This is a genomic window from Micromonospora sp. DSM 45708 (assembly GCF_039566955.1).
GTDB lineage: Bacteria > Actinomycetota > Actinomycetes > Mycobacteriales > Micromonosporaceae > Micromonospora.
Genome location: NZ_CP154796.1, coordinates 3972512 through 3992466 on the forward strand (window position 1 = coordinate 3972512; position 19955 = coordinate 3992466).

The window sequence follows — 19955 nt, forward strand, 5'->3', positions numbered from 1 at the left end:
GACGGGCCCGGACGCGCTCCGACCCCATCGACGGTGACGCTTCGCAGCGCGCGAGGAGCGGCAGAAGGCTGAGCCGCCCGAGGCCGGCTCGTTGAGGCAAGCTCGTGTATCGACACTGGGCGGCGATCGCAGCGTTGGCCCGCCTACCGGCGGCGTCGCGGCGTTCGCTGTTAGCCTCCGCGAGTGATGACACGACGATTCGGTGATCGGGCCATCTTCGCCGTGGAGGTCGGCGAGAGTATCTCTTCCGAGCTCCGCGTCGTTGATCTTTGGGCCGCAGGCAAATGGTTGACCACCGATGACAACGTGGCCTTCCTCCCGTCGTTCCTTCGGTTCTTGCGGTCGAGTGCGGCGCAGGTGCGCCGGCGCGACGTGCAGGCTTGCCCCTACCTGGAGCGCACGCCGGAGGAGATCTTCGGACTTCTCAAAGCGGACGAGACGGAGTTTCGCGAGCAGTTCTGTTTCATGACCTGGGGTGAAACCGTCGACAACGTGTCACGGTACGCCTGGATGGACGACGATCTCGTGATCGTCTTCGCGTTCCGGCGGCCGGCCCATCCCTTCCCGGAAGACCTCGGGAGGGTCTTCGTCGCCAGGATCCCGCCAGACGCATTCGCAACCACACTCGAGGAAGCGGCCGACCTACTCGACGCCAAAGTCACCTGACAAGCGTGGTCGCCGAGTCCAGGTTGCGCCCCATCCGCCGCTACCGTCCACGCCGGTCATCAGGCGACACACTGCCCTTCCGAACAACAAGATCAGGTGCGCTCTCATCGGCATGTGCGTGCACGGGAATCGAGCCAATGCAAACGCCAAACGTCTACAGAGAGTGATGGAAGCTCCTGTTTCCGGCGCGCCCGCGCGGAGCCATGCGCTGGACGCTCTTGATAAGCCGGGCCGCCTACTCTGACGCTGGTGAAGGTCCGACAGCGCAAGAAGCTCACCGGCCGCGTGGACGGCCCGGACGGGGCGCACTACACCGCGCTCGCTACTTGGTATGCAGTGGCCTGGTGCTTGCCGGCCACGCCCTCCCGAAGCAGCACGAACGTGGACGTCGCCTGAGGTAGCTTCTGCGGATGCCTCATGATCCGTTGCAGGACATGCCCGCCGAATCTCGCGCGGAGCTGACGGCAGCTGTCTGCGCTGCCGTCGACATCGATCCGGCTACCGCGGAGGACATCATCCGCTCGACTGAGCCACTTTGGGATGCGATGGAACGAGCCGGTGGCCTCGTGGACTCGTGGGGTGGCGGCGAGTTCTGTTATGTCCTGCCGAGGGTCTTGTCGTTCATCCAGCAGACCGCCAATCCGTAGCGCAATCGGCGATCGCTTTGACCCGTTACGGGCGCGACCGGACGGCACCTGGCCCAAGCGATCGTGACGGTGCACGGCGCGCGTCCGCGGCAATAGCGGATGCTGTCGATCCGGTCGCTGCGGGTGATCACCAACTGGATCGCCGGTTTGACGTCTGCGGGCGCCGCCTATGTCAGGATCGCGCGTGTGCATACCCACGACTGGCTGAACACGGCGAATCGCTTCGCTCCCGGCCGCGAGTTGTTCCGGTCACACCGCAGGTTCCAGCTGTGGGCGCAGACGGTCAGCCATGGCCAACTCCTGCTGCGCTCACCGCGATCGGCTGACCACCCAACCCGTATCGACGTGCTGTTCAAGCCCGTGTCAGCGCAGAAGATCCGCCGGATCTACGACGGGTTGGTGATCCGCTGTCCCAGCAGCGAGGAGCAGGATCACATCGAGCAGCAGATGGCTGGCGGCTCGCTCGACATGGACGACCGGCTGTTCGCGCTGGAGACGGCGGACTCGCTGGACTGGGTCGTGGCGATGGCTGTCGGGTGGCACGAGGATGACGCCCCCGGCGACATCAGCCGTTTCGTCTGGCTCGACCAAGGCCGAAAGCCGGTGGTACAGCGGCCACTGGATGGAGCCGACGGCGGCCTGAGTCACGGCCTCGCCTCCCTGAAGGAGGTTGTCGCCGCAGTGCGGGCAGGCCAGCGACCAACGGACATCGCAGACCCACGGCACGCCTACCTGCACGTCGTCATGGTAAGGATCAGTTGGCCCGGTCAGAGTGACACCCTTGCACCGGTCGGCGCGTTCCTCACCCGGCGGGCCGCCGACGCCTACCTAGCATCGCGGCATCCAGTCGAGGATGCCGAGCTTTACGTGGAGACCGTGCCGCTCAGCATCTAGCCCGGCTCGCAGATAGACCCGCGATCTCCGGCAGCTGCCAGGCGATCGAACGCTCAGCGGGATGTGCGGGCGTTGCAGTAGTGCGCAAAGGATCATGCTCTACCGTGAAGTCGTGTTCGCGGCCCGTCGAGGATCCATGACAGACGAGCCGGCCTGGCCGTTCGAGAAACTGTCTGCTCTACGGCTCGGCCGACGTCTGGCGGTTGAGGTGCCTGCTACGGATCCGGGCCGGCGTGCCTTCGTCGACATCACGCCGCGCGAGGTCGACCGGGATGCAGAGCCCCGCCGTGAGGGATGGACCCACAGAAACACAGCACGGTCTATCAAAAGATTGAGCACCGGGAGTACAACGCAGACCTGCTCGACGGATTCGACCAACGACATCGGATCGATTCTGCTGCGAAGCGCCAGCGCAGCCAACGAGTCCGAGCTGTTGACCGTTCTGCGTAAGTGGCAACTCGGCCCGCACCAGTTTCAGTACGCCTGGGACACCGCGGACCCTCGGTAGCTCGGCCAGCTTCGTCACCGTCCGCCATGCGCGGATTGCGGCATGAGCGGATGTTCTCGCCGATTCAGGCACCAGCAACGTGGACCAGCAGACGGTACGGTCGCACGTCTTGGAAGATTCACCGTTCGGCGTGCGGTTGTAGCGCCTGTTGTCGCAGCGGCGGCCTACGTTTGACACTGCACCATCGCACAGGTCGCGTGGTCCCACTTGGCCCCGGGCCGCGAACAACTCGACGAGCCCAGCACACGGTTTACAGGTGTGGATACGGCCGGAAGTCGGACCGCAGCGACCTGCCTCGGCCTGTCGCCGTGCCGCCGGTCGCGTGCAGGAGGCGACCGCCGTTGCTCCTTGGCTCCTTTACCACCGGGACACAATGGATAGGACGGCCGAAGCGGCAGCAGAACCGCGCGGGGGCGGGCAGCGCTGCCCGTATGCGCGTTGTAGCGTGCGTTGTCATGACGTCTACGTCGGTGCTCGGTCCCATGCGGAGGCCCTTGTGACACGTCGTCGACGGCTCCTCGTCGCCGCGGCGCTGGCCGTCGCGTTGGGCGCTGGGTATCTGTCAGCCACCATCGGCCATCGCCTCGATCATGGCAGCTCCTGGTGGCATGGAGCTGATGCGGAGTCCCGCACGGAGGGGCCGAGGACGGAGGTGCGGTTCGCCTTCAATCCCGGAGGCCAGGTCACGTTCGGCGCGTCCATCCGCAATCCCGGGCCGTGGCCGGTGACGGTCACCGGCGTCGCGGGCGAGGGCGGTCCGGGGGATCGGCTCGTGTTCAAGATTGCGCGCCTGGCAGTAAACCCTGTCGACGAGGCCACCGCCGTCGTCTTCGACCCGGCTGCGGCGGCACCGTTCCGCTCGATCAGGATCGCCGCAGGCACGGAGCTGCCGGTCTTCGTCACGATCACGATCCCGGACGTGGAGATGGCCCCGGGATCAGGGCTCTTCTTCGATGACCTCTCGGTCGACTACGAAGTACTCGGCCTGCGTCGTCGCCAGCGGGTGCCGATGGGATTCCGTTTGTTGGTCCAGTCTGCAAACGGCTATGTCCCACGCTGACCGCCGACGACCGGGACGTGGCACCAGCATACGATCGAACCCGCTCCCATCCCGCTCCCCCAATCTCGGCAGGACACCGCTGGCGGCTAACGGGCGGACACGGGCTACTGCCGCCCGCCCCGAAGAAGGAATCCATGGCGGCGTTGTCTCCGGCGGCGCCGGCGTCGACGTCCGCCTGGCGCAGCCACTTGACAACGTCATCGGATGGACCCCGAAGTCCTTGGCGATCTGCTCGACCGTCACGCCTGGCTCGCGGTCACGGGCGACACGCACGATGTCATCGCGGAACTCTCGGGGGTAAGGCTTGGGCACAGCGACATCCTTCCAGCCCGCCCACAGGGCAAGCCATCTCAGATGTCACCTATCGGTGCAGCAGACCCGAGCTGTTCACATCCCTTGAGTGGGCCGGTTCGCAGCACGCCGACATTCCCGACTCGCTGAGGTCTGTGCTGATCGCGCACGTGACGGCGACCGGGACCGATCCGATGAAGTTCCGGATGCGCCATGGATACGGCGCAAAGCGAACGGACTGACGCCGTTCGTCGCGCCACCGGGACGATCCCCTGACCGATGAGCGCGGCGTTGCACACTCCAGAGCCAAAGGCCGATGTGCGGATGAACCCGAACCCGACGCCCTGCAGCCCGCCCACCGGCATGTTGCGCCGCACCCGGTCGAGGCAACGCAATGGCTGGGTCGCGCGACGACAGGAGCGGACTTCTTGTCCGAGGTCAGCAGGCGAGATCCTGCCATGCCTGGCCGAGGTCGGTTGACAAAGTCACGCTGGGAACGCCCGCTGGGCCGTGGTCATGCAATGCGGAAAGACACCGCTTTGCTCATCCGTCACTTTGCCGTTGACCAGAATCCGGCAGGTCGCCCCGGTGGAGTCCGGGTCATGGATGACGTTGAGAATGATCGGCCCTTGCGCGGACCTGACATCGATCCGCTGTGACCAGGGCGTTTTGATCATCCCGCGAGAAGGGTCACTCACGTCATGGATGTCGTTCCCGTCATCCGGGTACCGCCAGATAATGCCCTTCACCTGGCCGGTCTCTGAGGTGACTTCCAGCTCGATTTCACGAGCGTGCTCGCCACGCCCATCCTCGCCGCGCAGGGCGAAGACGAGCCAGACACCGAGCGTGACCAAGCACAGTGCGACGCCAGCGGTGATGAAGCTGATGGCACGGCGGCGAGGGCTGGCACCGATAGAGCTGTTGATCACAGGGCAGATTAGCGCACGTGTCATGAGCGTTGTGGTCATCCGTCACTCGGGTCGGGACGGCTGGTCGCTCGGCGCGTCTCTTCCGCGCCGGCCGGCTGCCGGTGAGGATCGCTGAGCCCCGGTACACGTCGACTCGTCCGTCACCCGCTAAACGACGTCTCGTAACCCCCCAGCCGGAGCCGACACCACTTGGATGTCCGGTCGCTTGTTGCCGCCTTTGGGTGGCACTCGCTGCGGAAATCTGGTGCCTGGGTTCTGTCTCGCGGATCTCCGCCGTCGGCACTGCGTGGCAGTCCAACGTCTGAACTAGAACTAGGCCGATCGTGGCCCGATCTCCGCCGTATCCACTACGTCGTTCTTGCATGGGCGACGGCTGGCGGTCGGCACCGGTGCCGTGCGCATCGTCGTAGAGCGCGCCAGCACCGGCATAGCGACCAGGAGTCGCCCAAGATCGACGCGGCGGAAGTGCTCAGAGGGCTTGGATTGGACGGCGCAGGCGGAGGGCGGTAGCCAAGGCGGCTACGACAGCGACGGCGAGGAAGTGGAGGAAAACGGAGCGCCACTCGGTGCTGTGGCCGATGCTCCAGCCGACGGCGGTCAGCGCGCTGACGGTCACAAGGGCACCTGCGGCGATCGCCGCGTCGCGGCGCAGCCAGCCGGTCGCAGCCAGGGCGGCGCCCCACGGCAGGCCGAACAGCAGCGTGAACGTACCGAGCATGGTGATCGGGGACAGTCCGCCAAGCATCGCTACTGGCAGGCCGACCACGACTACCGCGCCGGCTGAGAAGGTGACCCAGCGCTGAATTCTAGTGGTTTGTACGGCCCAAACACCGTTGCGGCGCATCGCGGTCAGGCAGAACACTCCGGCCGATGCGCCCGCGACGGCGAGGACGGCTGCCAGCGACATCAGCAGGGGAAGCATGTCGTAGCCGGTGCCGACCATGCCGGAGAAGGGGCGCCAGTGCTTCACCGCCCAGATGCCGGTAGCGCTGAGCTGTCCGGCGGCGAACAGGCCCGTTGTCGCTGCGACGCCGGTAGCGGCCGGTCCGCCCCGTCTCAGCATGAGTCCGCCTGCGGCCATCAGCGCTAGCAGCACCCAGCGGCTCGCGCCGTAGAGGGTGGCGACGCCGTCGAAGATACGGAAGCCACCGGGCACGGCCAGCACCACGGCGCTCGCCGCGGCGGCGACCAGGACCACCGTTCCCGCCCGCCGGTTACCCGAAAGCGCGGTGTCTATGGTTGGTGACGTACTGAAGATGGTGGCCCCCGTCGACATCGTGCGGTTGTCTGATGGTGGCCGGGCAAAGACGGCGTTCGCAGGGCGCGCGCCGATCGGCTAATCCTCGTCGGCAAACAGGCCGGGCGAGGGCCGGCTGATCAAACGCGGCCTAAGCTCCCAATCCGCTCCCTGAAGCATCCGTCAGCCAGCTCACCGAGGCGCCCCCGCGCCACGGCGCCTCACGACCAGTTAGCCAACGACTCAGCTGACCACCCCAGCGCCTCGACCTGATTTCCCGACGATAACCGTTGCCCCTCCCGCGCCGTCTGGCGGCCCCGCTCGACGCCGTCGCGCACGCCCGGCCCCGCGTCGACAACACGACGCACTACCTCGTCGATGAGGTCTATGCGTCCGCGGAGCCCTGACGCGCGGCGCAAGATCGGCGACGAATCTGGATGCCGACCCCAACTCCGCCTCAGACAGGCGTCTGGTGCTTACGGAACTGCTCGTCGGGTACTTCGCGAGAATCGAGCATGCCCGCATCGTGTGATGTGGATCCGTGATTTCGTTCGACGCACTGTTCTCGGCATGAGGGATGCCCGGCGTCACCGCGTCCAGCAGCTTCCAAGTCCTCCCGGAGGGCGTCTGTCAGCCAACTCTCGCCGAGCTGCGGCCCGGTCGCTGCGACGACGACACCACATCCGCGAGTCCCAGACCGCTTTACAGCACAGCAGCGACGGTCCGGCTCAACGCAGGTCGATCTCGACGTCGTGTTCCGCGAAGATTCCGAGCAGGCACTCCATGGTCGCCGCCGGCGCGAGTCGTCGCCGGTCGTAGCCGGCGACGAGGTGGTCACGAGCGACGGTCGAGTCGTGCCACACCAGCCGGAACGGCGTCGATGCGCCGAACCTTCCGCGAAGGCAGTCGTCGAAGGCGTCGAGGTTGCAGCCGAAGTATCCGCCCGGGCCGTTGATCGCTTCGCCGACCGCGCAGTAGAACCCTTCGATGTCCGTGACGTAACGGCCGTCGAGGTCGTACGTGGTGCCGGCCGAGCGGTCCTGGGCAACAGAGTGGTGGGCGGCCGCGACCATGACCCACTGGTACCGCAGCTCTCGGCCGTAGCCGGACCATATGTTCCTCTGAGCGGGCGGCCCGTGGTGCCAGTGCGTGAGAATGTCGAGGACTCCCGTGGGCAGCGGTTCCTGTGGGTCGCTGTCGACGGTCACGTCGAGGAGCTCGCCCCCGAACCGCGACGGCTCGCCTGACTCAACCGTTCCGGCCACCACCGCGTCGATCATCCGGTGGGCCGAGCCGTCGGCCGCGATCGTGTGCACCTCAGCGCGGATGCGACGGCGACGCAGGCTGGCCTTGGTCGACTGCCCGACCGCGTCGAGCGCGGCCAGCAAGGGCGCCTCCGGCCGGCAGCCGAGAAGCCGGACCCGCGGCACCAGCGGTGGCGCCTGCTCGCGGAACACGCCGCTGACGTCGCGGCATGTGCCGTACGGCGTCTCGTCCCCACCCAGGAGGACGAAATGGGCGACGTTGCCGGGACGCACCACGGCATCCGTGCGGTCGTAGACATGGACGAACCCGTCGAGGTCGATATCCACGGATCCGAGCCCCACCCGGCTTGGCCGCTGTCCGAGCACGAGCACGTCACCGAGGCACTCGCCCGACCAGGACGGCGACATGCCCTGCGATGGCGCGGGCGCCGATATCGCTACGTCACCGAGCCACGCCTGTTCGGTGCCGAGGGCCGCAGCGGGCAGCCGGTTGAGCAGGTCGGCGAACGCACCGTCCGGAGCGCAGCCAACGAGGGTAAACCGTTCCCGCGGTCGCTGAGGCAGGTCGACGAACAGTCCTTCGATCTCCGCGCACGCCGCCAGCGGCACATCGTCCTCATAGACGCGGTCGAAGCCGACGTCGCCGAGGAGCAGCCATCGCGGGCCCGCTGGGTGTTCCCGTATTCGGTACTCCTGCTGCGGCGCACGGCCATCCTTGGAGCCGGCGCTCGTCGTCACGCCAGGATCCTATCCGGGCTACCGCCCCGCGTAAGGAACGCGTCACCGCCCTTGACGACTCCGTACGGACCTGCCGTCCGATCCAAGGCCGGGGCGGCAGTCGGGTCCCTACTCGAGCCGGGGACCTCTTCTGATCAGCGCGAGCGAGATCATGATCACGACGATGCCGATGCCTTCCAGGAGGGTCGGCGCTTGCAGGAGCAGGTCCTCCGTCCCGTACCCATCCGGCGTGGCAGCCCGGGTTGGATCCGTCCGGTCGACGCGTACCGCAAGTACGTCCCCGACGTGAAACTCACCCTCGTCGAGTTCGCTGGAGAACCGCTCCCGGTGCCGCACACCGTCAAACGTGTAGTCCACGGTCAACCTCGTGGCGGCGAACGAACGACTGATCTTAAACCGTTCGACGTGGGCCACCCGGCCGGCCGTCGCGGCGCCGACACGTACCCGCTCGTCGATCGCCGCAGTCAGCCGAGCGTCGAGCAGGATCCCGCCGCCGATCAGAAGGGTGCCCAGGACAACCGCCAGGACCAACCTCAACTCTCGCCCACCGGCCATAGTCACACCCGTCGCTACTCACCTGATCACTGAAACATGACCGCTCACGGTGAGCGGCCCACTTCCCAGGCTTGGCGTCGCAACTCGTCCAACACCTTGCCTCCACGGACGGCCCAGAAGATGACGGCCTCGTCGTGGTGGTCTCGCACAAACTTGATGCCGTTTACCAGCACGGGGACATGGCCGAACCGGGAGATCGATACGAGGTTCGTGCGGGTGATGCGGAAGTCTCCAAACAGCGACGAGACGATGATGTCGCTCGCCCCCACGCGCAGCCGAGCGAAAGGCCACGTAGCACTCCTATGACTCCTAAAACCCTGTCCCCATGAACTCAGCCCACGGTCAACGTAGGCGACGCCCCCGCGCGCGCTGAACTCCTTGCCAACCACCCGCCGATCATTACTGATGCTCGCAACCTCTGCGCCATTGATCAGGCGGGAATGCGACGCCGAACCCGCCCTGGGAAGCGGGCCCACTCGGCATGACAGCGCGCCGAGACCGATCGGGTGAGCCCACGAGACGACACCGTCGAAGCCACCGAAGCGGTCACGGACAATGAGCCGATCAAAGCTGCAACGAGGGCTCGCGACTCGACACCCTCACCATCCGTCGCTACCGCGATAAGCTGCGCCGATGCGCCTGGCCGTTCTCGGACCACCCGGCTCCAACAGGGAGACCATCGCCAGCACCATCGCCGCGCGTCTCGGCGTTCCCTGCATCAACCCTGCGGACATAGTCCAAGCCGAGATTCGGGCGAGTACCCCGGCCGCACTCCAGGCCCTGCAGCACATGAACACTGGTGAACTCGTGCCGGAACAAGTGCTCCTCTCGATGATCCGCGACCGCCTCACCCAACCCGACATCGCTGCCGGCTTCGTCCTCGACGGCTTCCCCAACCAAGCCATCACCGCAGCGGCGCTCGACGCCCTGTTGTCAGAGCTCGGCGCACCGATCGACCGAGCGATCGACCTCAACCTGCCCGACGCCGAGGTCCTGCACCGCCTGGCCGGCCGCCGCACCTGCCGCGACTGCAGCCGAGCCTGGCACACCGAGAGCGCCGCCCCGACACGCCCCAACATCTGCGACCACTGCGGAGGCAATCTGGTCCAACGCCACGACCACACACCCGAACGCATCACCGTGAGCCTGCAGTCCTACCGACCATCTGCGGCCGTCACCCTCAACCACTACAGCTCCCTAGCCAAGCTGTTCTCCATCGACGCCACCCTCACGCCAGCGGAGATCACCACCAAGGCAGTCGCATGATGTCAACCGCTCGCCCGCCAGCGACGCAGCACCGCCGTTGACGCACCACAAGAATGAGCTATTCGCATCCGCCGAAGAGGTCACCGCCCAGGAAGCCCTGGCCAGATGGCTGCCAGTGGGATTTGAGTCTCAACTGCCGGAATCCCTGCCAACTCCGCCGTGGCGGGTCTAGAACCGCACGTCGATGCAGCATCGTCCCGGCGGCTGGCGTCGGCGAGCCCAGGACGACAAGCCGACAGCAGGCAGGCGGGGAGCAACCGGCGATCACCACTTCGGTGTTCTCTGGGAGGTCACGCCAGACCGCTCTACCGCATCACCGCAGGTCAAAGCCCCGTGCTCGGTCCCGGAACGGTGAGCACTTCGGACGCGGTGACCACTTCGCCAAGCTGCACCCAATCTGCCCCCACTTGCAAGGCCAGGGTATCCAGCAGCCCCTTACTGCCTTGACCTGCACATACTTCCTTGCCAGGGAAGATAGAGAGCTGTCTACTGCCGTCCGAAACCGCGGAGCACTCCGTGTGAATCAGGACGCCGCACCTACTCTGACCTGCGTTAACGAGAACGTGCAGGTCGGGTGGGTACAGTTGGACGTCGTTCAGTGCCGTTGGACGCTGTTCAACGCCGTTCAGTGCAACCGTCTGCTCCCATGCCGCTCCCCCAATCTCGGGACTACACCGCCAGCGGCTGGTCGGCGGATATGGCCGGCTGTCGCCCAGGCAGGGGTCGGTGCGGTTGCCTGATGCGTCGTCAGACCATCAGCAGCGATGCGTCGCTGCCTCCACGCATGTCGCCGGAGGGCGCCGGCACATGGCCCATGGCCGAGCGTCTGGTTGCCTCGCGGGAGGTGGGAGACGGCGAGCACTGACCGATCTGGCGGGCCGCCGCGTCGGAGCGGGTGCTGCGTGACCTCGTCCGGACTGGCTTCGCGTCTGCCCGATCTGCCTCGGTCAGTTGCCGAACAATCTCGGCGAACCCGACGTCGGCCACGATTGAAGCCGGCCACCCGCGCCATGCCGCCCCCGAGCCATTGATATTTGGCCAGGCCCTCGGACGGCGGCAGAAGAGCAAAGGGATCCCTCGGCACAGTCAGATCCCAAGGCGTTCGATCAGCATCTCGATGTTGGGCGCAACCTCGATCCAGTCCGCCGCTGTGCTGAGGTAGATCACCGATCAGGAGAGACCGGTCGGGATCCACGTCACCGGGCGGGCTCTGCCGGTCCGGTTGACCGAGGTAGAACCCGCGATAGTCCTCAGGGATGTCATCGAGCCAGCGCCTGTTGGCCGTCATCCGACTCAAGGGAAGGAACTGCGGGGCTACGGCGTCCTCACCGAAGACTCCCCGGTACGTCGTCGACGAGCGGTCTGGAGCTACCCACCGACCCTGCTGCAGCACCCGGAGGAGCGCAGACGGGACCGGCAAGCTGTCGATGATCATGTAACTATCATCGGTGCTCCGAGCGGTCCCCACAAGACTTCGACGCACACCACCAGCGGCAGATCCGGACGTAGAAATAGACCATGGCTGTGTTGATATACCAAGGTCGTACGCGCTGTTAAGTCTGGCCCTGGTTAAGACTGGTCGGACATCAAGGGCGTGCAGCTACAAGTGCGGTCCCTGGCTTGTTGCATTGGGGTGCACGAGTGGTGCGCGGTCACCCTGGAGGGCGGCCATCAGCTGATCCAAGCCCAGCGAACCCAGCTCCATGGCCCGACGGTGGAATGCGCGCCGGTCGCCGGGGAAGGACGAGCGGCCGGCCAGCCACACGCGCTCACCCACCTTGTAGGCCAGCGCCTGCCCTGGCCGGCCCAGGTAACGCGCGAGTTCGGTGGACGCGTACGGCCCCTGGTGACAGCGGTACCGCAGCAGGTTCAGCGCAGCATCCGGCGTCCACACCGCGTTGTCACCAGACGGCATCGGCAGCCGCAGGTGCAGGCCGATGTCGACCACGACGCGTGCCGCCCGCAGGAGCTGCATGTATAGATGTCCCAGTCGAGCACCCGGCTGTTCATAGAGACCGAGCTCGTCCATGAACCGCTCGGCGTAAAGTGCCCAGCCCTCCTGGCTGCCGGAGAGGCCGCCAAGCAGGTTCAGCCGCTGCCCGAGGCCTCCCCGGCAGACTTCGGAGCCGAGGTGGAGGTGATGGCCGGGAACCCCCTCGTGGTAGGCGGTGCTGTAGGCGTACCAGGTGGGGTAACTCGCTGCGTCCTCGGGGAGAGACCACCAGACCCGGCCCGGCCGCGTCAGGTCCCGCGACGGCCCGGTGTAGGCAATGCCGGACGACGTGGTCAACCGCGACTCGATGCGCCGCAGTGGGGTGGGAATGTCGAAGTACACACCGTCCAGCCGCTCGGTGGCGGCCTCCAGCAGCTCCTGCAGCCACGCGGCGAACGCCTCCCTGCTGTGCAGCGTGCCGGGTGCGTCGGGGTTGGCGAGCCAGGCAAGCACCTCTGGCACGCTCCCGCCCAGGGCCTTCGCCTCTGCGATCAGCTCTGCCTCTATCGCTCGGAACTCGTCCCAGCCCCAGTCGTACAGCTCGCGCAGGTCAGGCTGGGCCGCGAGGAAGGTACGCACCCAGAGTGCGTACCGCTGCTGGCCGAACGCTTCCTCCTCAACGGCCCGCGGTGCTAGGTCCGCGGTCAGCATCTCGGCGAGTTTCTGGTACGCCTCTCGCGCGCCCGTCACTGCGGCCTGCAACGACGCCCGCTGACGTCCCTCGCCGTAGCGATCCACCAGGGAGGCATCGCCGTCGACCCAGGTGCGGCAGCGCCGCGTGACGAGCTCCACTTGACGCCGCGCCGGCACATTGCCGCGCTTCGCAGCAAGCAGAAGACTGCGGGCGTACCCGTCCAGGGCCGCGGGGATCGCGGCCAGGCGTGCGCCGACACGAGCCCAGCCCTCCTCGAAGGCCGCGCCCTCGGCGCCACGGCCGGGGACTGCGGCCTCGACGGCCTGGCGGATGAGCTGGAGCGGACCGGTGGCCGCCGCGTGCAGTTCGCGCAGATCCTCCCCGGCATCATGGAAGGCGATACGCGCATGCAGCCGTTCGGCGAGGTGGGCGTGCAGCGGGGTCGCGGCCGGCAGTGCGTCACCCAACATCTCGAGCTCGCGCAGGGCGCGGGCTGCGAGGTCGGCGCGGGCTTGGTGGCCCTCCGGGCCGTAGTCGGTAAGCCCGTCGATATCCTGCTCACCAGCCTCGACGACCGATGTGCAGGGGTCGAGGCCAGCCACCTCACACAGGAGCCGATCCGCGAAGTCCTCGATCACGGGGGCAATGCTAGGACCCTCCCCTAGCTGCCGTGGCGCGAGCCTGCATCGATCGCGGCAAGCGGTTCACAACGTCTGACAACTTCCGCTCATCGTCAAATCCGTGCACGTGATCATGAGCTCGGGAAACATGACTACGAGCTCAGGTACCAGATCGATCATGGCGTCGGCCAGACCGATGCCGTTGGCCGCGTCGGCGCTATCGTGCACCGCATGCGCGTTCCCGGTTGGCTCGACGACACCCGGACCTCCTACGACACCGTGGCGGTCAGCTACGCCGACCTGCTCCGCGACGCCCTCGCCCGCGAACCGTTCCAGCGGGGCATCCTCGCGCTCTTCGCCGAACTGGTCCGCGCCCAAGGAAACGGGCCGGTCGCCGATGTCGGCTGCGGCCCCGGCAGGATCACAGCCCACCTGTACAGGGTCGGCCTGGACGCGTTCGGCGTCGACCTGTCACCCGCGATGATCGACGTGGCCCGTCGGGACCATCCCGGCCTACGCTTCGAGGTCGGCACCATGACCCGCCTCGAACTGGCCGACGACTGCCTAACCGGCCTGCTCGCTTGGTTCTCCCTGATCCACGTCCCCGACGACGAGGTGCCAACGGTCCTTGCCGAGTTCCACCGGGTGCTGCGGCCCGGCGGCGTCCTGCTGCTCGGCTTCCATGCCGGCGACGGCAGCCGGCTCAAGACCGAGGGCTACGGCGGACACCCGATGAATGTCTACGTGCACAGCCGCCCACCGGAACGGGTCGCGGCCTGGCTGGTCGCCGCCGGGTTCACCGTCGAAGCGGAGATGAGGCACCGTTCTGCCCCGAACGTCGAGGGTGGGTTCGTCTTCGCCTACCGATGAGAGGGGCGGAAGCATCCGTAGTCGCGCCCCAGAGAGGCCGGAGGTCGTCGCCTTCCTTCAGGGTAAGGCCACCTTCGCGGGACCGTTGGCCTCCCGGCTGGCCGGCGAACCGCCGGCGGTCCGGCATGGACCTCCCCGAGCACCTCACTGGGTGATAGGTCGGCGGTACCAGAACCGGGGTAGCGGTTTAGCGAGGGTGGCCGGATGGCCAGGTGGAGAAGGCTGGCCAGCTGGGGAATGGGACAACCCGCCAACCTCATCGCGGCCCAGAGCTGCCGATCGGACTACCCTGAGCGTCGTGGCGACCATCGAGCAGCTTGAGCGGAGCGTTTGGCCGGACCCCGGCTCGGATGCCTCGTTTCTCATGACACGTTGCGGCCCAGCTGCGACGCAAGCCGTTGGCTGAGTGCACGGTCGAAGACCTGCGCATCATGCTCGGTCAGGAGATTGGCGTGCCGGCTTTGCTGCCTCTCGCAGTTCAGGTCCTGCTCCGAGATCCCTTGGCCGAGGGCGACTACTACCCGGGGGACCTGCTGTCCAACGTGCTGCGGCTACCCGACTCGGCGTTGTCGAGCCTACAAGGGGAACGGAAGCGACTGGCGTCTGCTCTGGCTGAGATCGTTGCCGGTCGTTGCTCCTCCGATCCTGACCTCAGGCTCCGCGATCGGGATCGACTGCTTCGGGACGCCAGCCTGCGGTTCATCGCTCGATGAGAGCTGATTCCCCTGTCGGGCAGACGTTGTCGTCGGCGCGTGAAATCGGGCTTTGGCACATTCTGTGATTGATCTTGGCGGTAGTTCACGGGCTGGTGAGGACGCGTTTGCGAAGGAGATCGAGGTTCGCGCGGCCGTACATCTGTCGCTTGATCTCTTGATGCGGTTGACCTGTCCTTCGACCGGGCCTGAGCTCCAGGGCTGGGCGAGGCCTGCGGCGACGGCGTCTCGGTCGCCGGCCAGGCGGGCGGCGAAGTCGCGGATTTCGGGGTATCCGGCGTGGCGGGCGCGGTCGATCCAGGCGTCGAGGTGCTGCCCGGTGCCTTGGTGGCGGACCACTGCGGCGAACCTGCGGGCTCGTGGCCGCGAGCCGCGGTGACTCGTCGTGGCCGGGCGTCGTCGAGCCGATGGGTGTGCCGGCGCCGAACGCGGGTACGCCCAGCCGGACGGACCCAGGGGGAGGCGTGATGGCGGGCGAGGCACCCGACTACTTCCAGCCCGAGGCTGGGCTGGTGATGACGCACCTGCTGATCGTGCGGGATGTGGACCGCTCGCGGGAGTTCTACCGGCGAGTGCTGGGAGCGACAGTGGTGCGGGAACGCCAGCCGGCGATCCTGCGGTTCCACAACAGTTACATCGTGATCAACGACGAAGGTGGCCCGACCGACGACAAGCCAGGTGTGCAGGCGCAGGCGCCATCGGATTCGCGGACGCTCAGCAGCGCCATGAACATCCGGGTCACCGACGTCCGAGCCGTCTACGAGCAGTGGCGATCACGGGGTGGGGAGTTCCTGACCGAGCCCAAGGATCATGGCGTCGAGATCCGATGCTACCTACGCGACCCGGACGGCTACCTGATCGAGCTCGGCCAAGGCACCGGAATCCTCGCCGAGATGGGCCGCGCCACCTCCGCCTGAGCGACTGACACCCGCACCCGGTTCGACAACTTGGCGCGGGTTCTGATGCTGGGAACCAGCCGGGGCAGTCACGTCGTAGGGGGCATGACGCGTAGCAGCGCTCTCGTGCCCATCCAACGGCCGCCGCCAGCGCCCCCAAGTGGTGAGCTCGCGTCGTGGGCTGGCACTTGGTCACGGACCTGGCGCTGGTCACCGGCCTGGATCGACCGCGCCTGCCACGCCGGCTACTCCGAGATCCGCAGCTTCGCCGCCCGCCTGGCCAGCGGCCGGGACGCCGTCGTCGCCGGCCTCACCCAGCCCTGGAGCTCAGGCCCGGTCGAAGGACAGGTCAACCGCATCAAGAGATCAAGCGACAGATGTATGGCCGCGCGAACCTCGACCTCCTCCGCAAACGCGTCTTGGCCGCCTCATGAGCTGTCGTCGCGATGATCAATCACAGAATGTGTGCCAGAGCCCGATTTTCACGCGTCGCCGACAGTCGTGGACCGTGCAGCCTCGCCGACCTACGCGATACGAGATCAAACTGCCTGTCTCACCAACCTGCGCACATGGCGGCTAGCAGCGGAAACACCGCTCGACACCTCACAGCACTAACCCTGCCGTCCGCCGGACTCTTGCGGGCTAGACGCGGACCGCTCGGTGGCAGGTCCGGGCGCCCGCGGCTTCCTCATTTGCTCGACGGCATCGGCTCACCGGACAGACTGCCGTAGACGAGAACGATCAAGAGCATGACGCCGGCCGCAGCGAAGATCGCGCCCATCACCCGTTCCAGCAGGATGAAACGGACCAGACGCTTGTCGTAGCGGGCATCCGGTAGCCAGCGCCACGGCGGAATTCGCCGTAGCACGTTCGCGGTAGCCATTGACCGGCGCACGTGCCATTCGGTCACGCCTCGGAAGTTAGCGGCCAAGGCGACACCGATGAGGCCCGTGGTCAGACTCGTCATGACAGCGGCCACGAAGCGCCAGGTCCCCATCTGATCTCCTCGGGCGTGGTCACCGGATCATAGATGACCCTGGCCTCGCAAGATCAGGACTCTTGTCGGCCGTCGTCCTGTTCGCCATGCTCCGCGACAAGATCCCCTACCAGCCCTGCCCAGCCACGCCGATCGCCGCTTGACGAAACCCATAGGGACACCCCCGATGCCGGGCTCGTCACAGGGCTGTTGCCGTCGAGCCGGGACGGTCGCATCCTGCCGGTTGTCGGCAACCGATCTACAGGCTGCCGGCGCAGCGCCCATGGAGCTATGGCCGACGCCCGGTCAGCGACCGACTAGGGCCTGTTTCAGAAGTTGATCCACGGGCTCGTCTCCGTCGATGATCTTGTGGTGGGTCGTGGTGATCTGACCGACGAGCAGTGGATGATGTTGGAGCCGCTGCTGCCCGCGTCGGTGGGGCGTGGGCGGCCAGCGGTTTGGTCGCGTCGACTATTAATCAACGGGATCAGGTGGCGGGTGCGGACGGGGTGTCCGTGGCGTGATCTGCCACCGGAGTACGGACCGTGGCAGACGGTGTATGGGCTGTTCCGGCGGTGGCAACGCTCCGGGGTGTGGGCGCGGATCCTCACCGCGTTGCAGGCCAGGGCGGACGCGGCCGGCTTGATCTGCTGGGAGGTCAACGTCGACTCGACGATCTGCCGGGCTCATCAGCACGCCGCCGGCGCCCGACGCGACGTCGACGCGCAGCGGGAGCCAGCCGGTGGGGTGGTGTCTGAGCCTGCCGATCACGGACTCGGCCGCTCCCGCGGTGGCCTGACCACGAAGATCCACCTGGCGTGTGAGCAGGGCCAGAAGCCGCTGTCGATCCTGGTCACCGCCGGGCAGCGCGGGGACTCGCCGCAGTTCGTGCCGGTGCTGCGGGGTATCCGAGTGCCCCGGCTGGGACCAGGCCGACCACGGCAGCGGCCGGTTCGGGTGCGCGGCGACAAGGCGTACTCGTCGCGGGCCAACCGTGAATATCTGCGCCGCCACGGGATCAAGGCCACCATCGCCGAGCCCGCCGACCAGGCCCGCAACCGTAAGAAGCGCGGCGCAGCCGGTGGCAGGCCACCAGTGTTTGACGTCGAGGACTACAAGGCCCGTCACGCCGTGGAGTGCGGCATCAACCGGCTCAAACGCCACCGGGCCGTGGCCACCCGCTACGACAAACTCGCCGTCCGCTTCGAAGCTGCCGTGCACGTCGCCGCGATCAACGAGTGGCTCTGACCACCGAGCATCACTCATGCGAAGCTGAGCCCGCTGACCAGCAAAGCAGGGAGACACCGGATGGCCGCCGACTACCACCACGCCGACACCGAAGACGGCGACCACATCGACGACCCCTCCGAAGACGCCCTGTTCATGCTCATCGACGAGCTGAACCACGCTGACAACACCTTCGTCACGATCAACCCTGCCGACGACGACCAAGCCTGGTACGCCTCGATCTCACTGCTCGACGACGACACCTACGAAGTCGAACGCCGTGACGCCCACCAGCAGATCCACGACCTCACCATCGAGACCGACCCCGGCCACATCGCCAGAGCCCTCACCATCTGGCTAGCCAGCCGCCACTACCCCAACCGACCAGCCTGAACCTCAGTCCGTACTTCTGAAACAGGCCCTAGTGGGCGGTGTTGTCGTCCGAGTACGGGCCTTCACGCAGGGCGTGAGCCAAACGGATGAGCACTTCGGATACTGTGAAATCCCAGCCCACCAGTCGGGGGCCGGTCCAGTTGATGCCTATCCGGTAATCCTCATTGGCGAGTTCCGGGAGCTCGTCCTTGCGCCACGCCTCCAGGGAAATGGGGACAGGCCGCAGGTCGTTGCCCCAGACGTCGGCCGCTCGCTGAGCACGAGCCTGGGACGACCAGTACGGCATGGCTCGGGTGCCGCTGGAGATCTCTGGAGCGGGACTTCCCTGGGCGTCACGCACGAACCACACGGTTTGGTGACCAGCGACCTCACGGAAGAACGCCGCTGCCTGACTACCGCTCTGGCTCACGAGCGGTGAGGCTAGCAGCACAGATCTCCAGACTGTCAGCGGTAGCGACACTGAACCGGTGTCGCCTCAGCATCAGCGCAACGGCTTTGACCGGAGGTGGCGTCGGCCCGGGTCTCGCGGCGCAGCCCGGGCGGCTTCCCGGCGCATGGATCTGCCGCGCATGGCGCCGCGTGGAGCCGTGATGCTCTCCCCGTGTAGCGCCGGTGTTCGGCTGGGAGCCGTCATCTCGGAACTGGATCAAGGGTCGGGGCCCGGGTGGCCGAATCATGATCATGTCCGGTTGTAGTATGTGGATTCGCTGGGTGTGGGGGATGGTATGGGCGCGAAGACGGCGCTGTTGGCTTTTGCTGATGGCGACTTGCGGTCGGCGTTACTGGATGCGAGGCCGTCTGCTCCGGCGGACGCCGAGGTACTCGTGCGGGAAGCTTTGCCCGGGTATGACGTGACGTTGGTGGGTGACAGCTCTCTCGATGCGAGTTACCCGCCCGATGACATTACGTGTGCCACGGTGCTGCCGGGTGCTGAGGTCTTGTGTGACCGCAGGCTGGTTCTGGAGCGGCCCTCTGAGCTGCCCGCGCATCTGCTGGCAGCGGGCGCGGGCAGGCGGATCGTCATGCATGGGATGCATTCGGTCGTTGACTGGCTGTGCTTCGCGGTGTGGGAGGACGGGAGGCTAATTCGCTCCCTGAGTCTGTCGCCGGATGGTGGGATCGTGGAGAACATCGGCGAGCCGTTCGACTTCGAGCGGCCGTACTGGGCTGGTGAACATCCGGTCGAACCGGTCCCGGGATGCTCCGACGAGGGTCCTTATCCGCTGCCGTTCCATCCGTTGGAGTTGGGCGAAGAAGCCCTGCGCGCTTTGTTCGGTTTCGTCATCGAGGGTTTCCCGGCGCCGGACGACATTGAGGCGCACACCGTTCGCATGTACGAGTTTCGCGTCGTTGATCCGTCCGGTGACGAACAGGCGGCACGCGAGGCGGCCTACAAGCAGGCGCTGCGTGACATGGGGCCGCCCCGGTTGTTCCGGCTGCGCCCGGACGGGAGGATGCGCGAGATCAGCTGGGATGAGTTCTCGGGCCGTCCAGCTCCGGAGAACTCGTAAACCCAACAGTGATGTCCGGGCACGCATGACGTCAGCGGCGTAGCTTCCGACGGCCTCCATCACTTC

Annotated in this window: 19 protein-coding genes and 2 pseudogenes; 12 read left to right on the forward strand and 9 right to left on the reverse strand. The window is 66.7% G+C overall.

The window, feature by feature from the left end:
- Nucleotides 1–186: 186 nt before the first annotated feature.
- From VKK44_RS16740 to VKK44_RS16755, 4 genes are all read left to right on the forward strand, one after another.
- Nucleotides 187–666, forward strand: a complete 480-nt coding sequence (locus VKK44_RS16740; RefSeq protein ID WP_343447795.1) for a hypothetical protein — start codon at nucleotides 187–189, stop codon at nucleotides 664–666.
- A gap of 410 nt (nucleotides 667–1076) precedes the next feature.
- Nucleotides 1077–1313, forward strand: a complete 237-nt coding sequence (locus tag VKK44_RS16745; protein WP_343442029.1) for a hypothetical protein — start codon at nucleotides 1077–1079, stop codon at nucleotides 1311–1313.
- A gap of 99 nt (nucleotides 1314–1412) precedes the next feature.
- Nucleotides 1413–2207: a hypothetical protein gene (locus tag VKK44_RS16750; protein WP_343442030.1), complete on the forward strand. Its 795-nt coding sequence runs from the start codon at nucleotides 1413–1415 to the stop codon at nucleotides 2205–2207.
- 1160 nt (nucleotides 2208–3367) lie between these two features.
- Complete coding sequence (locus tag VKK44_RS16755) at nucleotides 3368–3775, forward strand: hypothetical protein (protein ID WP_343442031.1); 408 nt, start codon at nucleotides 3368–3370, stop codon at nucleotides 3773–3775.
- A gap of 776 nt (nucleotides 3776–4551) precedes the next feature.
- Here the strand turns inward: VKK44_RS16755 and VKK44_RS16760 are convergent.
- The 5 genes from VKK44_RS16760 to VKK44_RS16780 form a co-directional block, all read right to left on the reverse strand.
- Nucleotides 4552–5034 (reverse strand): MmpS family transport accessory protein, encoded by a 483-nt coding sequence (locus tag VKK44_RS16760; protein ID WP_343442032.1) that lies wholly within the window; start codon nucleotides 5032–5034, stop codon nucleotides 4552–4554.
- Between the two features lie 430 nt (nucleotides 5035–5464).
- The gene (locus VKK44_RS16765; RefSeq protein WP_343442033.1) at nucleotides 5465–6271 is read right to left on the reverse strand and encodes a hypothetical protein; all 807 of its coding nucleotides are present in this window, start codon (nucleotides 6269–6271) and stop codon (nucleotides 5465–5467) included.
- Between the two features lie 689 nt (nucleotides 6272–6960).
- Nucleotides 6961–8235 carry a barstar family protein gene (locus VKK44_RS16770; protein WP_343442034.1) on the reverse strand — a complete coding sequence of 425 codons (1275 nt, stop codon included), beginning with the start codon at nucleotides 8233–8235 and terminating at the stop codon, nucleotides 6961–6963.
- Between the two features lie 108 nt (nucleotides 8236–8343).
- Nucleotides 8344–8790 (reverse strand): hypothetical protein, encoded by a 447-nt coding sequence (locus VKK44_RS16775; protein WP_343442035.1) that lies wholly within the window; start codon nucleotides 8788–8790, stop codon nucleotides 8344–8346.
- 44 nt (nucleotides 8791–8834) lie between these two features.
- Nucleotides 8835–9059 (reverse strand): hypothetical protein, encoded by a 225-nt coding sequence (locus tag VKK44_RS16780; RefSeq protein WP_343442036.1) that lies wholly within the window; start codon nucleotides 9057–9059, stop codon nucleotides 8835–8837.
- 364 nt (nucleotides 9060–9423) lie between these two features.
- On the opposite strand from VKK44_RS16780, the gene VKK44_RS16785 reads away from it, so the two are divergent.
- Complete coding sequence (locus VKK44_RS16785) at nucleotides 9424–10056, forward strand: adenylate kinase family protein (protein ID WP_343442037.1); 633 nt, start codon at nucleotides 9424–9426, stop codon at nucleotides 10054–10056.
- A gap of 1600 nt (nucleotides 10057–11656) precedes the next feature.
- On the opposite strand, the gene VKK44_RS16790 is transcribed toward VKK44_RS16785, so the two are convergent.
- Nucleotides 11657–13321: a DUF885 domain-containing protein gene (locus VKK44_RS16790; protein ID WP_343442038.1), complete on the reverse strand. Its 1665-nt coding sequence runs from the start codon at nucleotides 13319–13321 to the stop codon at nucleotides 11657–11659.
- A 213-nt stretch (nucleotides 13322–13534) separates the two neighbouring features.
- On the opposite strand from VKK44_RS16790, the gene VKK44_RS16795 reads away from it, so the two are divergent.
- Nucleotides 13535–14173, forward strand: a complete 639-nt coding sequence (locus VKK44_RS16795; protein WP_343442039.1) for a class I SAM-dependent methyltransferase — start codon at nucleotides 13535–13537, stop codon at nucleotides 14171–14173.
- Nucleotides 14174–14604: 431 nt separating this feature from the next.
- Nucleotides 14605–14886: a contact-dependent growth inhibition system immunity protein gene (locus VKK44_RS31015; protein WP_458351676.1), complete on the forward strand. Its 282-nt coding sequence runs from the start codon at nucleotides 14605–14607 to the stop codon at nucleotides 14884–14886.
- 85 nt (nucleotides 14887–14971) lie between these two features.
- On the opposite strand, the pseudogene VKK44_RS16800 reads toward VKK44_RS31015, so the two are convergent.
- A pseudogene (locus VKK44_RS16800) lies at nucleotides 14972–15243 on the reverse strand (transposase); the annotation flags it as partial.
- Between the two features lie 110 nt (nucleotides 15244–15353).
- Here VKK44_RS16800 and VKK44_RS16805 point away from each other — a divergent pair.
- Together VKK44_RS16805 and VKK44_RS31020 are read left to right on the forward strand one after the other, a co-directional pair.
- Nucleotides 15354–15803, forward strand: a complete 450-nt coding sequence (locus VKK44_RS16805) for a VOC family protein (protein WP_343442040.1) — start codon at nucleotides 15354–15356, stop codon at nucleotides 15801–15803.
- Nucleotides 15804–16031: 228 nt separating this feature from the next.
- Nucleotides 16032–16216: pseudogene (locus VKK44_RS31020) on the forward strand (transposase); the annotation flags it as partial.
- Between the two features lie 254 nt (nucleotides 16217–16470).
- Here VKK44_RS31020 and VKK44_RS16810 read toward each other — a convergent pair.
- Nucleotides 16471–16779 carry a hypothetical protein gene (locus VKK44_RS16810; protein WP_343442041.1) on the reverse strand — a complete coding sequence of 103 codons (309 nt, stop codon included), beginning with the start codon at nucleotides 16777–16779 and terminating at the stop codon, nucleotides 16471–16473.
- Between the two features lie 351 nt (nucleotides 16780–17130).
- Here VKK44_RS16810 and VKK44_RS16815 point away from each other — a divergent pair, with 351 nt between their 5' ends.
- Both VKK44_RS16815 and VKK44_RS16820 read left to right on the forward strand, forming a co-directional pair.
- Complete coding sequence (locus VKK44_RS16815) at nucleotides 17131–18006, forward strand: IS5 family transposase (RefSeq protein ID WP_343447796.1); 876 nt, start codon at nucleotides 17131–17133, stop codon at nucleotides 18004–18006.
- A 60-nt stretch (nucleotides 18007–18066) separates the two neighbouring features.
- The gene (locus VKK44_RS16820; RefSeq protein ID WP_343442042.1) at nucleotides 18067–18378 is read left to right on the forward strand and encodes a hypothetical protein; all 312 of its coding nucleotides are present in this window, start codon (nucleotides 18067–18069) and stop codon (nucleotides 18376–18378) included.
- 28 nt (nucleotides 18379–18406) lie between these two features.
- On the opposite strand, the gene VKK44_RS16825 is transcribed toward VKK44_RS16820, so the two are convergent.
- The gene (locus VKK44_RS16825) at nucleotides 18407–18787 is read right to left on the reverse strand and encodes a DUF2750 domain-containing protein (protein WP_343442043.1); all 381 of its coding nucleotides are present in this window, start codon (nucleotides 18785–18787) and stop codon (nucleotides 18407–18409) included.
- A 316-nt stretch (nucleotides 18788–19103) separates the two neighbouring features.
- Between VKK44_RS16825 and VKK44_RS16830 the strand changes: the two genes are divergently transcribed.
- Complete coding sequence (locus tag VKK44_RS16830; RefSeq protein WP_343442044.1) at nucleotides 19104–19889, forward strand: DUF6928 family protein; 786 nt, start codon at nucleotides 19104–19106, stop codon at nucleotides 19887–19889.
- Nucleotides 19890–19955: the final 66 nt, after the last annotated feature.

Excerpts from the sequence above, each read along its gene's own strand:
- VKK44_RS16740 (WP_343447795.1), top strand. The coding sequence starts at position 187 with ATGACACGACGATTCGGTGATCGGGCCATCTTCGCCGTGGAGGTCGGC.
- VKK44_RS16745 (WP_343442029.1), top strand. The coding sequence starts at position 1,077 with ATGCCTCATGATCCGTTGCAGGACATGCCCGCCGAATCTCGCGCGGAG.
- VKK44_RS16750 (WP_343442030.1), top strand. The coding sequence starts at position 1,413 with ATGCTGTCGATCCGGTCGCTGCGGGTGATCACCAACTGGATCGCCGGT.
- VKK44_RS16760 (WP_343442032.1), bottom strand. The coding sequence starts at position 5,034 with ATGACCACAACGCTCATGACACGTGCGCTAATCTGCCCTGTGATCAAC.
- VKK44_RS16765 (WP_343442033.1), bottom strand. The coding sequence starts at position 6,271 with ATGTCGACGGGGGCCACCATCTTCAGTACGTCACCAACCATAGACACC.
- VKK44_RS16775 (WP_343442035.1), bottom strand. The coding sequence starts at position 8,790 with ATGGCCGGTGGGCGAGAGTTGAGGTTGGTCCTGGCGGTTGTCCTGGGC.
- VKK44_RS16785 (WP_343442037.1), top strand. The coding sequence starts at position 9,424 with ATGCGCCTGGCCGTTCTCGGACCACCCGGCTCCAACAGGGAGACCATC.
- VKK44_RS16795 (WP_343442039.1), top strand. The coding sequence starts at position 13,535 with ATGCGCGTTCCCGGTTGGCTCGACGACACCCGGACCTCCTACGACACC.
- VKK44_RS31015 (WP_458351676.1), top strand. The coding sequence starts at position 14,605 with ATGCTCGGTCAGGAGATTGGCGTGCCGGCTTTGCTGCCTCTCGCAGTT.
- VKK44_RS16805 (WP_343442040.1), top strand. The coding sequence starts at position 15,354 with ATGGCGGGCGAGGCACCCGACTACTTCCAGCCCGAGGCTGGGCTGGTG.
- VKK44_RS16810 (WP_343442041.1), bottom strand. The coding sequence starts at position 16,779 with ATGGGGACCTGGCGCTTCGTGGCCGCTGTCATGACGAGTCTGACCACG.
- VKK44_RS16820 (WP_343442042.1), top strand. The coding sequence starts at position 18,067 with ATGGCCGCCGACTACCACCACGCCGACACCGAAGACGGCGACCACATC.
- VKK44_RS16830 (WP_343442044.1), top strand. The coding sequence starts at position 19,104 with ATGGGCGCGAAGACGGCGCTGTTGGCTTTTGCTGATGGCGACTTGCGG.